The sequence below is a fragment of the Planctellipticum variicoloris genome (genome assembly GCF_030622045.1).
In the GTDB taxonomy this organism is placed as follows: Bacteria; Planctomycetota; Planctomycetia; order Planctomycetales; family Planctomycetaceae; genus Planctellipticum; species Planctellipticum variicoloris.
Window position 1 is genome coordinate 4282010 of sequence record NZ_CP130886.1, and the last position, 13703, is coordinate 4295712.

The 13703-nt window shown below is 63.2% G+C and carries 9 protein-coding genes; all 9 read left to right on the top strand.

From position 1 onward, the window contains the following. Positions 1–56: 56 nt before the first annotated feature. Complete coding sequence (gene recA, locus SH412_RS16640) at positions 57–1124, top strand: recombinase RecA (protein ID WP_336519144.1); 1068 nt, start codon at positions 57–59, stop codon at positions 1122–1124. 9 nt (positions 1125–1133) lie between these two features. Next, positions 1134–2684, top strand: coding sequence for a trypsin-like peptidase domain-containing protein (locus SH412_RS16645; RefSeq protein WP_336519145.1), 1551 nt, complete (start codon positions 1134–1136; stop codon positions 2682–2684). 67 nt (positions 2685–2751) lie between these two features. Then, the gene (alaS, locus tag SH412_RS16650) at positions 2752–5376 is read left to right on the top strand and encodes an alanine--tRNA ligase (protein WP_336519146.1); all 2625 of its coding nucleotides are present in this window, start codon (positions 2752–2754) and stop codon (positions 5374–5376) included. 387 nt (positions 5377–5763) lie between these two features. Beyond that, positions 5764–6279, top strand: coding sequence for a hypothetical protein (locus tag SH412_RS16655; RefSeq protein ID WP_336519147.1), 516 nt, complete (start codon positions 5764–5766; stop codon positions 6277–6279). Positions 6280–6697: 418 nt separating this feature from the next. Continuing rightward, positions 6698–7876: a M20/M25/M40 family metallo-hydrolase gene (locus tag SH412_RS16660; RefSeq protein ID WP_336519148.1), complete on the top strand. Its 1179-nt coding sequence runs from the start codon at positions 6698–6700 to the stop codon at positions 7874–7876. A gap of 274 nt (positions 7877–8150) precedes the next feature. Next, a complete protein-coding gene (locus SH412_RS16665; RefSeq protein ID WP_336519149.1) occupies positions 8151–9047 on the top strand; it encodes a polyprenyl synthetase family protein in 897 nt (298 codons plus the stop codon). Next, the gene (dxs, locus tag SH412_RS16670; RefSeq protein WP_336519150.1) at positions 9047–10987 is read left to right on the top strand and encodes a 1-deoxy-D-xylulose-5-phosphate synthase; all 1941 of its coding nucleotides are present in this window, start codon (positions 9047–9049) and stop codon (positions 10985–10987) included. Before SH412_RS16665 ends, dxs begins: the two co-directional genes overlap by 1 nt. Positions 10988–11047: 60 nt before the next feature. Further along, entirely contained in the window at positions 11048–12406 is a 1359-nt protein-coding gene (locus tag SH412_RS16675; RefSeq protein ID WP_336519151.1) for a hypothetical protein, read from the top strand. A 146-nt stretch (positions 12407–12552) separates the two neighbouring features. Continuing rightward, positions 12553–13464, top strand: coding sequence for a GGDEF domain-containing protein (locus SH412_RS16680; RefSeq protein WP_336519152.1), 912 nt, complete (start codon positions 12553–12555; stop codon positions 13462–13464). Positions 13465–13703 lie beyond the last annotated feature (239 nt).

Below are 13703 nucleotides of genomic sequence, written 5' to 3' on the forward strand. Positions count from 1 at the left end.
TGACGTTCACACGCACAAACCCTTCATCGTTACCCCTCGCGATACGGAGAGTTTCAATGGCGCCCAAAGCCAAGCCCGCTGCCAAGAAGCCAAACGCCGCCACCGGCGGCGGCGGCGACGAAAAGATGCTCGATAACGCCCTCGGACAGATCGAGAAAGCCTTCGGTAAAGGCTCGATCATGAAGCTGTCCGACTCCTCAATGCAGAACATCGCCGGCATTTCCACCGGCGCACTCTCGCTCGACATCGCCCTCGGCGGTCACGGTTTCCCCCGCGGACGAATCATCGAACTGTTCGGCCCCGAATCGAGCGGCAAGACCACTCTGGCGCTGCACGCTGTGGGCTGCGCCCAGAAAGCCGGCGGCATCGCGGCCTTTATCGACGCCGAACATGCTCTCGACCCCGCCTGGGCCAAGCGACTGGGTGTCAACCTGGAAGACCTGCTGGTCAGCCAGCCCAGTTACGGGGAGGAAGGCCTCCGCATTGCCGAAATGCTGATTCAGTCGAACGCGGTCGACATCATCGTCGTCGACTCGGTCGCCGCCCTGGTCCCCAAAGCGGAACTTGACGGCGAAATCGGCGCGTCGCACGTCGGACTGCAGGCCCGCATGATGAGCCAGGCCCTGCGGAAGCTGACGGGCATCATTTCCAAGTCGAAAACGACCGTGATTTTCATCAATCAGCTCCGCGAGAAGATCGGCGTGATGTTTGGCAGCCCGGAAACCACGCCGGGGGGCCGCGCGCTCAAGTTCTACAGCTCCTGCCGCGTCGATGTCCGCCGGATCAGTACGCTGAAGGAGGGGGAGACCACGATCGGTACGCGGGTCCGCGTGAAGATCGTCAAGAACAAGGTCGCCCCTCCGTTCCGCATGGCGGAATTTGATCTGCTCGGCGAATGCGGGATCAGCATCGAAGGAGATCTGATCGACCTGGCGACAACTTATCACCTGATCGAACGGAGCGGCGCCTGGCTCAACTATGGCGAACACCGCCTCGGCCAGGGTCGGGACAAAGCTCGGGCCTACTTGAAGCAGGCTCCGGAGGTCGCCGCCGAAATCCGGGAGAAGATTCTGGCCGCGTATTTGGCCGGGAACCTGTCGCTTGCCGCTATTGGAGAAGAGTAGAATCCCGGAATGGTCCGAATCCGGAAAATGCTCGCCGTGCTGGTGTTCAGCCTGGGATTTCTGCAGGCAGCGCTCGCCGCACCTCCAGAGACCCCGGAAAATGAATCGGCCCCGGCCGTCGTCGACCCGCTGGAACAATTGCAGCACGCCGTCGAACGAACCATCGCCGACGCTGAGCCGTCGATGGTGAGCATCGCGACGATCCGCCCGGATCCCGCCGGGCAAGTCGGCGTCGATCTCGATCCCGGCAGCCTGCCGCTCGATCTCCAGGCCCGGATGTCGGACCCTTCGAAGCGGGACTTTCTGCCGGGCAACTTCGGGGCAGGTATCGTGATCGCCCCGGTCGGCAGCCGGTCGCGGTTTGTGCTGACGAATCTGCATGTGGTGCGGGGCGGCCCGATCACCGGCCGACCGGCGCCGATCGACGGCACCCGGATCGAGTTGCGGTTCGCATCCCGGCGAGCCTGTTCCGCCACCATTCGCGCGGCTGATCCACGCAGCGATCTAGCGGTCCTGGAACCCAACTGGCGCGAACTGGGCGTTCAGCCGTCGTCGGTGCCGGCGCTGGTCTGGCGCGACGTCCCGCCGGTTCGCAAAGGCCAGTTCGTCATCACGCTGGGCAATCCCTACAACATTGCGCGAGACGGATCGGCCAGTGCCGCCTGGGGCATCGTCAGCAATACGCTCCGCCGTCCAATCGCCCCCTCGCTCTCCGAAGACCAGGAAGGGACCTGGCTCGCGGACTTGCGGACTCTGATTCAACTTGACACCCGGCTCAATCTGGGTGGCAGCGGCGGGCCGGTCCTCAACCTCAAGGGGGAAGTGGTCGGTCTGGCCACGTCGCTCGCGGCAATCGAGGGCTACGAGAAGGCCGGCGGACTGGCGCTGCCGTTTACGCCCGGAATTCAGCGGATCATCGGCGAGCTTCTGGACGGTCACGAAGCGGAGTACGGACTGCTGGGAATCGCGGGTTTCGAGGATGTTCCGCCGTCGGACCTGTCTGCGGTTCCCGGCCAGCCCGCCGGCGCGGTCATTGTCATGAACGTCCCGTCGAACAGCCCGTCCGCCGTGGCCGGTTTGCGCGGAGGTGACTACGTGCTCAAGATTAATAACGCGGACATTCTGAACAAAGCCGATCTGATGCGCGAGGTCGGGCTGGCTGGGCCGGGAGTCGAGGTCGACGTCCTCATCTGGCGGTCCGCCGTGGCGAAAGAGTTGACTCTCCGGGTGAAACTCGCAAAATGGCCGGTCGTCGACGAATCGGGAATCGTGGAAACGGTGCCTCGATATACGCCCTGGAGAGGTCTGCAGGTTGACTACGCCATGGCCCGCAGGGGGAAGCTGCCCCCTCAGGGCATTATTCTCCGGGGGGTGCTGATTACCGCAGTCCAGCCGGGCAGTCCCGCGCAGGAGGCCCAGTTGGAACCCGATCAGCACATCACCCATGTCAATCGCACCCCGATCTCTTCCCCCGCGGAGTTTCAGGCCGCGGTCCGCTCATCGTCCGGCAGCGTGGCATTGACCCTCTTCGGCGGACGGACAGTGACGCTCGCCGAGTAACGAATTTCTCCGTCCGTCCGCGGACATCCCCCGCCCCTTTTCTCCTCCGGCATGGCAGCCAACTCTCATGAAGACCGACGAGCTTCGCGAAAAGTATCTCAGTTTCTTCGAATCCAAGGGCTGCATCCGCCGTCCCAGCGACGTGCTGGTTCCCAAAGATGACCCGACGGTCCTGTTCACCCCCGCCGGGATGAACCAGTTCAAGAATCAGTTCCTCGGCATCGGTCCGCTCGAATTCACCAAAGCCACGACCTGCCAGAAGTGCCTGCGGACCGGCGACATTTCGAACGTCGGCGTAACCGCCTACCACCACACATTCTTTGAAATGCTGGGGAATTTCTCCTTCGGCGACTACTTCAAGAAGGAAGCCATTCACTGGGCCTGGGACTTCCTGACCAGCAAGAAGTGGCTGGGACTCGAAGCCGACCGGCTGACGGTCACCGTCTACAAGGACGACGACGAAGCCTTCAACATCTGGAACAAGGAAGTCGGCCTTCCCCCCGATCGCATCCGCCGCGATGACGAATACGAAAACTTCTGGCCGGCGGGCTCCCCCACCAACGGCCCGGACGGCGTCTGCGGTCCCTGCAGCGAAATCTACTACCTTCCGCCCGGCAGCCAGAAGACGGTCGAAATCTGGAATCTGGTCTTCACGCAGTTCAACCGCGTCGGCGCGCCCCCCGACAATCTCCGACCGCTCCCCAAGCAGAACATCGACACCGGCATGGGGCTCGAACGCTGCGCCTCGACTCTGCAGGGCGTGCTCAGCAACTTCGAGATCGACATTCTCAAGCCCCTCTGCCACGCCGCCGCCGAGATCGTCGGAGTCAAATACGACTTTCACGCCCCCGAAGGCCGGCCGGTCCGCCGCATCGTGGACCACATCCGCGCCTGCACATTCGCCATCCACGAAGGCTGCCTGCCAGGCAACGAGAAGGAGAACTACATCGTCCGGCTGCTGCTCCGCCGGGCGTCGATGGAGGCCTATCGACTTGGCCGCCAGGAGCCCTGCCTGCATCAGCTCGTGCCGGCCATCACTGAAATGATGCGCGGCCCCTACCCCGAGCTGACGAAGACCATCGAAACCGTCAGTACGGCGATTGCGGCCGAAGAACGGCAGTTCCTGGGCGTGGTCGAACGGGGAGTCAGCAAGTTCCACAAACTCGTGGAGCAGACGCGGGGCCAGAACCGAACGCAGATCAGCGGCGAGGAGGCCTTCGATCTGCACCAGACCGACGGATTCCTGATCGAGCTGACCGAAAACCTCGCCGCTGCGGAGGGGCTCACCGTCGACATGGAAGGCTTCCAAGTTTGTCGCGAACGCGCTAAAGAGGCCAGCGGCCGCGGCGCATTCGCCGATTCGGTCATGTCGGAAGGCCCGCTCGACGCCCTCCGCAAGAGCGGCGGAACGGAGTTTCTCGGCTACGATTCCACGTCGGCCGAAGCGAAAATCGTCGGCATCATCGCCCATCAGCGGCTCGTCGACACGTTCGATCGGACCGGCCCGTCCGATCCGATCGGCGTCGTGCTGAACAGGACGCCGTTCTACGGCGAAGCGGGCGGGCAGGTCGGCGACACCGGCCAGATTTTCACGCTCGACACGGAATTTGTGGTCGAAGACACCCAGCGCAACGGCGACCTGATCGTTCACATCGGTCATTTGAAGTCCGGAAAGCTGACCACCGGGCTGACGGTGCTGGCGGAAGTCGACGCCCCGCGTCGCGAAGGGATCCGTCGGGCGCACTCCGCGACGCACCTGCTCCACTACGCCCTCCGCACGACGCTGGGCGAAAACGCGACGCAACGAGGTTCTAAAGTTGAACAGGATCAACTCCGGTTCGACTTCGCTCACGCGAAACAGTTAACCGCGGAAGAACTGCTGCAGATCGAAGATCTCGTCAACGCCCGCATCTCCGACGGCGCCGACGTCAACATTCAGACGCTACCCCTTTCGGAAGCAAAGAAGCTCGGCGCAATGGCCCTGTTCGGCGAAAAGTACCCCGACAAGGTCCGCGTCGTCACCATGGGGGACTTCAGCCTCGAACTCTGCGGCGGCACGCACCTGGCCAATACCGGACAGGTCGGCGTCTGCCGCGTGCTGAAGGAAGAGCTGGTGGCTGCCGGCGTTCGCCGGATCACCTGCCTCACCGGTCCTAAAGCGCTGACCCGCATGCGCGAAACCGACGCCCTCGTCCGCGAAGCCGCGGCGCTGCTGAAGGCGCCCCACCCCGAGGATCTGCCCCGCAAAATCCTCTCCCTGCAGGAGGAATTGCGCGAGGCCCGACGCGAGCTGGCCAGGTTTACGGCTCAGTCTCTGGCCGACAACGCCCGCGAACTGGTCGCCGCCGCCCCGGTCATCGACGGCGTCAAAGTCCTCGTCCATCGGGCCGACGGCGTTCCGCGCGAAGCCCTCAAGGAGTTCATCGACCACCTGCGCGCCTGCGATCCCAATGTGGCGGTCCTCCTGGGAGTGGTCAGTGACGGAAAAGTCGCACTTTCGGCGGCGGTCAGCAAGCCGCTGATCGCCCGCGGCCTCAACGCATCGGATTGCGTGAAGACTGCGGCCAAAGTGGCCGGCGGAGGGGGTGGCGGACGCCCCGATCTGGCGGAGGCCGGCGGCAAACTCCCCGAGAAACTCGACGAAGCCCTGGCTGCCGGTCTGGAATACTACCGTTCAAAGTTGACCATCTGACGAAGGCGGATGCCGCGTACGGACTCACACGGAGGGCCTGCAGCCACGGCGGTTGCAGGCCTTCTCCGTTGGATGACCGTGAACGCGAACGTCCAGCTCGATGCGGGACAGGAACCACATTGGAATGGGGCCGGACCTGTCAGGCGGCGCCGACTGCGATCACAAACGATCACATGCCATCTACAACATTGGTGTCCGGAATAAGGTGTCACACAGATCTGCGACCGACCTTCTGTCAGAGACAGGACCGCAATCTCTGTTGAAACAGGCGGTTCCGGCAACGGTTGAAGATTGAACTCTGCAGCATTGCTGTCTAATCTCTTACACTCGACGGAACTTAACGTCACCATCCCCCGTCCAATCGATTGAAGAGGAGCCCCCACAAACATGGCCAAAGCCGCGGAACAACTCACCGTCGCCGATCTGGAAAAGATCCTGGAAACGCGCCGTTCCATCCTGCAGAACATGCTCGAACAGCGCGGCAAGATTCAGCGGGAACTTGATCGCATCGACTCCGCAATCCGCCAACTGCAGGGGAACGAGCGGATTTCCGTCAGCGGCCGTGGCAAGGGGCCGCGCCGACAGAATTCCGTCTCGCTGCGCCAGCTCGTGCAGGAGCTGCTGGCCAAAAGCAAGAAGGGCTATACGCTCGCCGAACTGACCGAGCACGTTTTCGCCAGCGGCTACAAGTCGGACAGCACCAACTTCCGCAACGTGCTCTACCAGTGCCTGTACAACCTCAAAGACGCCTTCCACGACGCGGAAACCGGCACCTACCGTCTGAAGTCGCTGGAGAAGCCGGTCGAAGTTGCTCCAGTCGTCGTGGAAGCCCCCGCCGCCAAGCCCGCTGCCAAAGCCCCGGCGAAGGCGGCAGCCAAGCGCGGCCGGAAGGCAAAGGCCTGATCTCAGGCCCCTCGAAGATACTCGCCAGAATCCCCCCGGCAGGATGCCTGAGCGGTTTCCCTTGCCGGTTTCCGCCGGTATCTGAATCCGAGTCTGCGGCTCCATCGTCGATGCGGAAAACAGGCATCCGCAAAGCGTTGAACATCAAGGACTCGCACGTTTGCACGGAGCGGCAGGTGTTTGCCTGCCGCTCCTGTTGCGTCGGTCTCGGATCACTGCAGGCGAATCCGGGAAGCGGCGCACCGCTAGCCGTCTGTTGAAGAATTGGAGACAGACAGGAATGTCTGTCCCACCCGAAGAGAATTCCTCTGAAAAGGTGGCCCGGACATTCCTGTCGGGGCGTTTCGCTGGAATTCTTCGACTCACCGTTCGCGCCGCAGTTTGTGAATGCACTCCTTGTCGAATGTAAGGAAGCCGCGTGGGCTCAATTTCGATGGATTCGCGGCAGGCCATTGACCGCGTCGTCCGGTTGATGGCGATCCCGGGCAAAAGCTGCGAAGAAACGCAGATTCTCGCCGCGATCTCGCAGGATCTGCAGCACGCCGGAGTTCCTGCGGCGGCGATGAGCTTTGATACCGCACATCGCCGCTCGCCCGCCGGCGGTGCGACGGGCAACCTGATTGTTAAGCTCCCCGGCACGGTCCGCGGGCCGCGCCGTCTCCTGATGGCGCACGTCGACACCGTTCCAATTTGCGTCGGTTCCCGGCCCCGCCAGCAGGGCCGCAAAATTCGCTCGGCCGATCCCCGAACCGGTCTGGGGGGCGACAACCGGGCGGGTGTGGCGGTCGTGCTCACGGCCGCACTCGAAGTCCTGCAGCGGGGGCTGCCGCATCCTCCGCTCACGCTGTTCTTTCCGGTTCAGGAGGAAATCGGCCTCTACGGCGCCCGCTTCGTCTCCGCCAACAAACTCGGCAAGCCCGCGCTCTGCTTCAACTGGGATGGCGGCGAACCCTATATGATCTGCCTCGGGGCGACCGGCGACTATGGCGTCGACATCCGGATCGCAGGGATTCCCGCCCACGCGGGGGTCCATCCCGAACAGGGCGTCTCGGCGATCGCCATCGCCTCGCGCGCGATCAACGAACTCGTCGAAAACGGCTGGCACGGGCTGATCGTCAAAGGCAAGAATCGCGGTGCAAGTAACGTCGGAATCATCGCCGGAGGCGACGCCACCAACGTCGTCACGCCGCTCGTCGAACTCAAAGCCGAGATCCGCAGCCACGACCCGCTCTTCCGGAAGAAAATTGTCGCCGCCTACCAGAAGGCCTTCGAAAACGCTGCACGCGCGATCAAGACGGACAACGGACGAACGGGGCGCGTGGAGTTTCAGGCGGACCTGAAGTACGAATCATTCCGCATCAGCCCGAATGAACCTGTTGCGCAGGCGGCCGAAGCCGCGATCAGCGCAGCCGGTTTGACCCCCGAAACCTGCATCAGCAACGGCGGACTCGACGCCAACTGGATGAACGCCCACGGATTCCCCACGGTCACACTCGGCTGCGGGCAGCACGCCATTCATACCGCCGACGAATGGCTCGACGTCGACGCTTTTCTCGCCGCCTGCCAAGTCGGGGTCAAAATAGCGAGTGGCGAATAGGGAATAGCCAGAAAAGTGGAGGAGGGAAGACGGGGCCGCCAATTCTACTGCGACTTCGAGTCTGTCTGGCGATTCGCGATCAGCTTCTTTAGTCTGGCGACTAGCTATTCCCTATTCGCTATTCCCTCCAGTCTACCGGCAAATTTTGCCGATCGGTCTTTCCGACGGCCCCTTTCGCGCGATAGTATCCTGCAGCGAGCAATAGCGTTACGTGATTCGATCCGCGCCTGCGGTGTGATTTTGCATCCCCCAGCTTCGCATGGAAGCGACGCCCATGTCGGCCCCCTCAGGCAGTCACGACGAAGATCTGGCCCCGTTTCGTCGGCTGATCAATGATCGGCTGGTAGATTACGTCGCCCCGATTGACGACTGCCCGTCGCGCCTCCAGGATGCGATGGCCTACAGCCTGCTCGCTGGCGGAAAACGGCTGCGGCCAGTTCTTGTTCTCCTCGCTTGTGAAGCTTGCGGAGGCAACCCTGTCTCCGCGCTCCCCGCGGCCTGCGCCCTCGAAATGGTGCATACCTACTCCCTGATCCACGACGACCTTCCGGCGATGGACGACGATGATCTGCGCCGCGGACGGCCGACAAATCATGTGGTCTACGGGGAGGCCCTCGCCATTCTCGCCGGCGACGCCCTTCTGACGCTCGCCTTCGAAGTCATGGCCCGCGATATCCAGCCTCCCGCCCTTGCGGCCGCCTGCTGTCTCGATCTGGCTTCCGCCTCCGGTCGTTGCGGCATGGTCGGCGGACAGGTGGTCGATATCGAAGCCGAACATCAGCCGGTCCGCGATCTCGCGGAACTCGAGGGAATTCACGGTAGAAAGACTGGCAGACTCCTGTGCAGTGCCCTCACACTGGGAGGAAGGATCGCCGGAGCGTCGACGGATCAGATGGCGGATCTGGAAATCTACGGAAAATGTGTTGGTCTGGCCTTCCAGATTACGGATGACCTGCTGGACGTCTCCAGTACGCCGGAAAAAATGGGTAAGCAAGTCCGCAAGGACGCCACGCTCGGCAAGTTGACCTACCCGGCTCTGCTGGGCGTCGAAGAAAGCGAGCGCCGGGCGGACGCGCTGGTCGAAGAGGCGTGTCGTCGCGCGCGGCAGTTTGGTGAACGTGGACGCCGCCTGCAGAGTCTGGCGGAATTCATTCGGGAAAGGGATCACTGATGGACTTCGAGCTCCTGCCGCAAATCCAGTCGCCGGCCGATTTGCGCGGAATGTCCGATCAGCAGCTCCTGAAGCTCGCGGACGAAATTCGCGAGGCCCTCTGCAGTCTCGTGCAGGAGCGGTCCGCCCACTTCGCCAGCAATCTGGGGGTCGTCGAACTCTGCATCGCGCTGCACCAGGTCTTCGATTTCTCCAAAGACCGCCTGATCTGGGATACCGGCCACCAGATTTATCCGCACAAGCTCGTCACCGGTCGCTATGCGCAGTTCCGCTCGATTCGGACGCGCGGCGGCCTGATGGGTTACCCCAACCCTCACGAAAGCCCGTACGACCTGTTCATGACGGGCCATGCCGGATCCAGCATTTCGACGGTCCTCGGTCTCAAGACCGCCGACGATCTGCTGGGCGGTGAAAAACGCCGGGCGGTCGCGGTCATCGGCGACGGCGCCCTCCCCTCGGGAGTCGTTTTCGAGGCGATGAACAACGCCGCCGAACTGAAGAAAGACCTGCTGGTCATTCTCAATGACAACAAGATGGGCATCTGCCCGCGAGTTGGCGGGCTGGCCCGTTACCTCGATAAAGCCCGCGTGGCGCCGTTCTACAACGGCCTGAAACGAGACGTTTCCTGGTTTCTGAACAGGCTGCCGGTCGTCGGAGAAAGCGCCCAGCAGACGCTCTCCCAGTTGAAGGACGCTGTGAAGGGCTTTTTGCACGGCGGCATGCTCTTCGAGGAGCTCGGCTTCCGCTACATCGGACCGGTCGATGGCCACGACCTGGTGGGCTTGCGCAAATCTCTGGAGTTGGTGAAGGATGTCGAAGGCCCGATCCTGCTTCACGTGCTGACGCAGAAGGGACACGGTTTCCCTCCCGCGTGCGAAGATCCGGTTCTCTTCCACGCCCCGCCGCCGATCTCCCGCAACGGCCGGGCCGAAGTCGTTTCCGTTCGTAAGACGTCGGGACGGGCCTATACGAACGCAATGAGCGACGCGATCTACGACAGCATGGAGCGCGACGCGAAAGTCTGCGTCCTCACCGCCGCCATGTGCGAAGGCAACAAGCTCAGCCGCGTCCGTAACGACTTTCCGGAGCGTTTCTTCGACACCGGCATCTGCGAAGGCCACACAGTCGCCTTCGCCGGCGGCATGGCCAAGTCCGGCATGCGACCGATCGTCGACATCTACAGCACGTTCCTGCAGCGCAGCTTCGACCACATCTTCCAGGAAGTCGCCCTGCAGAACCTGCCCGTCACGTTCTGCATGGATCGAGGCGGACTCGCCGGTCCCGACGGCCAGACGCACCACGGCGTGTTCGATACGACCTACATGCGGGTCTTCCCCAATATGGTGGTCATGGCCCCGGGCGACGAACGCGATGTCGCACCGATGCTCGATTTCGCGCTCACTTTCACCGGTCCCTGCTCAATCCGCTACCCGAAAGCCAACGTCGAAACCGTGACCCGCTCCGAGCAGCCCATCGAACTCGGTCGGGCCGAGGTCTGGCGGACCGGTCGCGACGGCACGCTCATTGCCTTCGGCTCCCTGTTCGCCAGTTGCGTCCAGGCGGCCGAAGCTCTGCGGCGCGAGGGCTGGGACTTCGGCGTGATCAACGCCCGTTTTGCCAAACCGCTCGATACGGCCGCCATATTGCACGCGCTGGAGTCTTCCGCCTGTATTCTGACCGTTGAAGAAGGGGCGATTGCCGGCGGTTTCGGCTCCGCGGTTCTGGAAGCGGCTGCAGCGGCCGGCCAGACGGCGGACCACGTTCGCTGCCTGGGAATTCCCGATCGCTTCATCGAACACGGCGAGCGTGAAGAACTGCTGGAAGACCTCGGCCTGGATGTCGCAGGGCTGACGAGATCCGCCCGAGAACTGGCCCGCCTGCAGGGAGCAGCCCCGGCCGTTGCTCTTCGCTCGTCGTCGCAGACCGCGGCGATCGCCTGACGCAAACTGCTGCCCGCCGCCGGAGGTGGTCGGTTTTCGCGAATGCAAGGATGCCCCCCAATGCGTATCTCGTCGCTGGCGCTCTTCGGACTCCTGCTCGTCGCGCTGCCCGCCGATCCGTCGAATCCCGTCCGGGCCGAGGATGCTCCGAAGTACCTGCTGGATGAGCCGCTGGACGACCTCCGGGTCTTCGGCGTTGGTTTCCGCGTTGACGTCAATGGAAAACTCTCCACACTCGATGCCGAGAACCAGCCGCAGTCCCTCGATCTCGCGGTTGCGGCATCGATCTCGTACCGCGAGCGACGCGTGGTCGGACCGGGACGGGACGCGGAAGCTCTGCGGACAGTCCGCGACTACGAAGTCTCCAATTCCGAAATTTCCGTCGGCGGGACGAAAACGCCTGGCCTGAAACTTCCCGACGCCCTGAAGCTCACGGTCGCCCAGGGCCGGTCCTTCGGCGTGGAAATCTACAGTCTCGGCGGCCCCATGACCGCCTCCGAAATGGACCTCGTCCGCGTCCCCTGCGATAGCCTGCTCCTTCCACGGCTGCTGCCGGGGCGGGAAGTGGCCGAGGGGGAAACGTGGCACCCGGAAAGCTGGGTTTTCCAGGCGCTCACCAGTCTCGACGCCGCAACGACATCCCAGTGCACCTGCAAACTCGACAAAGTTACCGACGGCGTCGCAAAGATTTCGGTGGAGGGGGAAATCGAGGGGGCCGTCGAAGGAGCGACATCCAAAGTCACGCTCAAAGGGACTCTCGACTATCGCCTCGATCAGCGTTCGATCGTCGCCTGGGACTTCACGCAATCCGAGAACCGGTCGATCGGCGTTGTCAGTCCCGGACTCGAAGTCTCAGCACGAATTCGCGCGCTCCGCGGCGTTGCGAAAGCTCCGGGAAGGCTCGGCGACAGTAAGGTGGTCGATCAGGCCACCGCGGAACTCCCCCAGGCCTCGTCGCTGGTCCGCTTCGACTCTCCCTGGAATCTGACCATTCTGCATGCCCGCGATTGGCATCTCTTCCACCAGAACGACAAAGTCGCCATCTTCCGCCTGCTCGATCAGGGGACATTCGTCGCGCAGTGCAATCTGGCCCCGATTCCATCCGCACCGCCCGGCGGGCACACCTCGGAAAAAGAGTTTGAGGCCGACATTCGCCGGTCATTGGGCGACAAACTGAAAACGCTCGAAACTCCCGCACGCGTGGAAACTCGGGATGGCCGGTACGTCTGCCGGGCGGTCGCGACGGGCGCCGTCGAGGGCCGCCCGATCACCTGGATCTATTACTTCTGCGCCGATCCCTCGGGGAGACAGGTCTCGCTGTTGTTCTCCTGCGATACGGCCCTGGTGGAACGCCTCGGCACACATGACCGCGAGCTCGTCGATTCCCTCAAGTTCACTCCCTCAGCCGTCCGTCCGTAGTTCTCGAATCCCCCATCGGCTGCCCTCGAGAATTCCGCATCGGGCCGCCGCCGCGGTGTCGACCATGAACTAGAGTTGCAGGTGGCGCATCTTGAGGCTCGCATCCGGGCCGGACGCCCGCCTCTCAGCGTTCGCGAGATCCGTCGATGTTCGTTGTCCTTGCCGCGGAGCCCGTCGCCGATTCAGCCTTCCTCTGGGGAGCGATCGTCGTCGCCCTGGGGGTCGCCGTCGCAACGGGATTCGTCTCGGGTCTGATGGCTTCCCCTTGGCTCCAGCAGTGGGCGCTCCGCCGGGCGCACAGCCGGGTCGAGCAGCTCTGCGACCGCGTTCTGAAAGACCTGGAACGATCGCAACAGGCCTGCCAGCTCCTCACGACCGCCGCGCTGAACCGGCTTCCCGCCGCCCAAATCATGCACTTCGATACGGTCCGGGAAGAGCTGACCGGCGTGCTGAACGACCTTTCCGGAAGCATGCGCTCCGCCGAAGAGAAGAACCGCAAGTCCTCGAAGGCGATTCGACTCGAATGGATCCGGACGCCGGTCGACCCGGTCACCAGCCTGCCGGACGAAACGACGTTCCAGGCGAATCTGAACCAGTTGCTGGAAGCAGGGGCCCGCTCGTCTCAGCCGTCCGGCCTGTTGTTGCTGCAAATCGACAAAGCCGATCAGCTCCGATTTCGCGTGGGGGCCGACGGCGTCGACAAACTCCGGAACCGTCTCGCCGGTCTGGTGGTCCGCTCCGTCGTCGAGAACGACCTCGTCTGCAGACTTGATCGAGACCAGATTGCGATTCTGATGCCGGCCCGGTGGCCGCTGGACGCAATCCGCCAGGCCCAGCAGATTCGAGCCGCAATCCGGGAACATCGGTTTCGCATCGACGATGAGGCGCCGGAGATTCTGGTCACCGCCAGCTTTGGCTTCAGCGCAGCCCTCCCGGGCGAACCGGCGGCCCTCGTGCTGGATCGAGCCCGCGATGGCCTGACACGGTCTCGGACGGCGGGACGCAACCAGTTGCACGTTCACGACGGAACCCACCGACAGTCCGTCCGACTCTCCTGAAAGAATCTGGATTTCCCGCAAGGCCTTTGGCCTTCGTCCTCGTCCTGCCAGCCTTCAGCGACCGTTGCGGATTCGTCGCAGGGATGCCGTCGCAGGCCCGGGTGAAGTCGGTCGCGGCTGCATTCCGCCCGGTGAAATCACGAATCATCGGGAAATCCACCAGCAGTCTTCCATGAACCGTCGTAGCAGAAGTAGCGGTTGAGCCGGTGAGGCTGCGGGCTCCGCCCCGTCTTGTCACA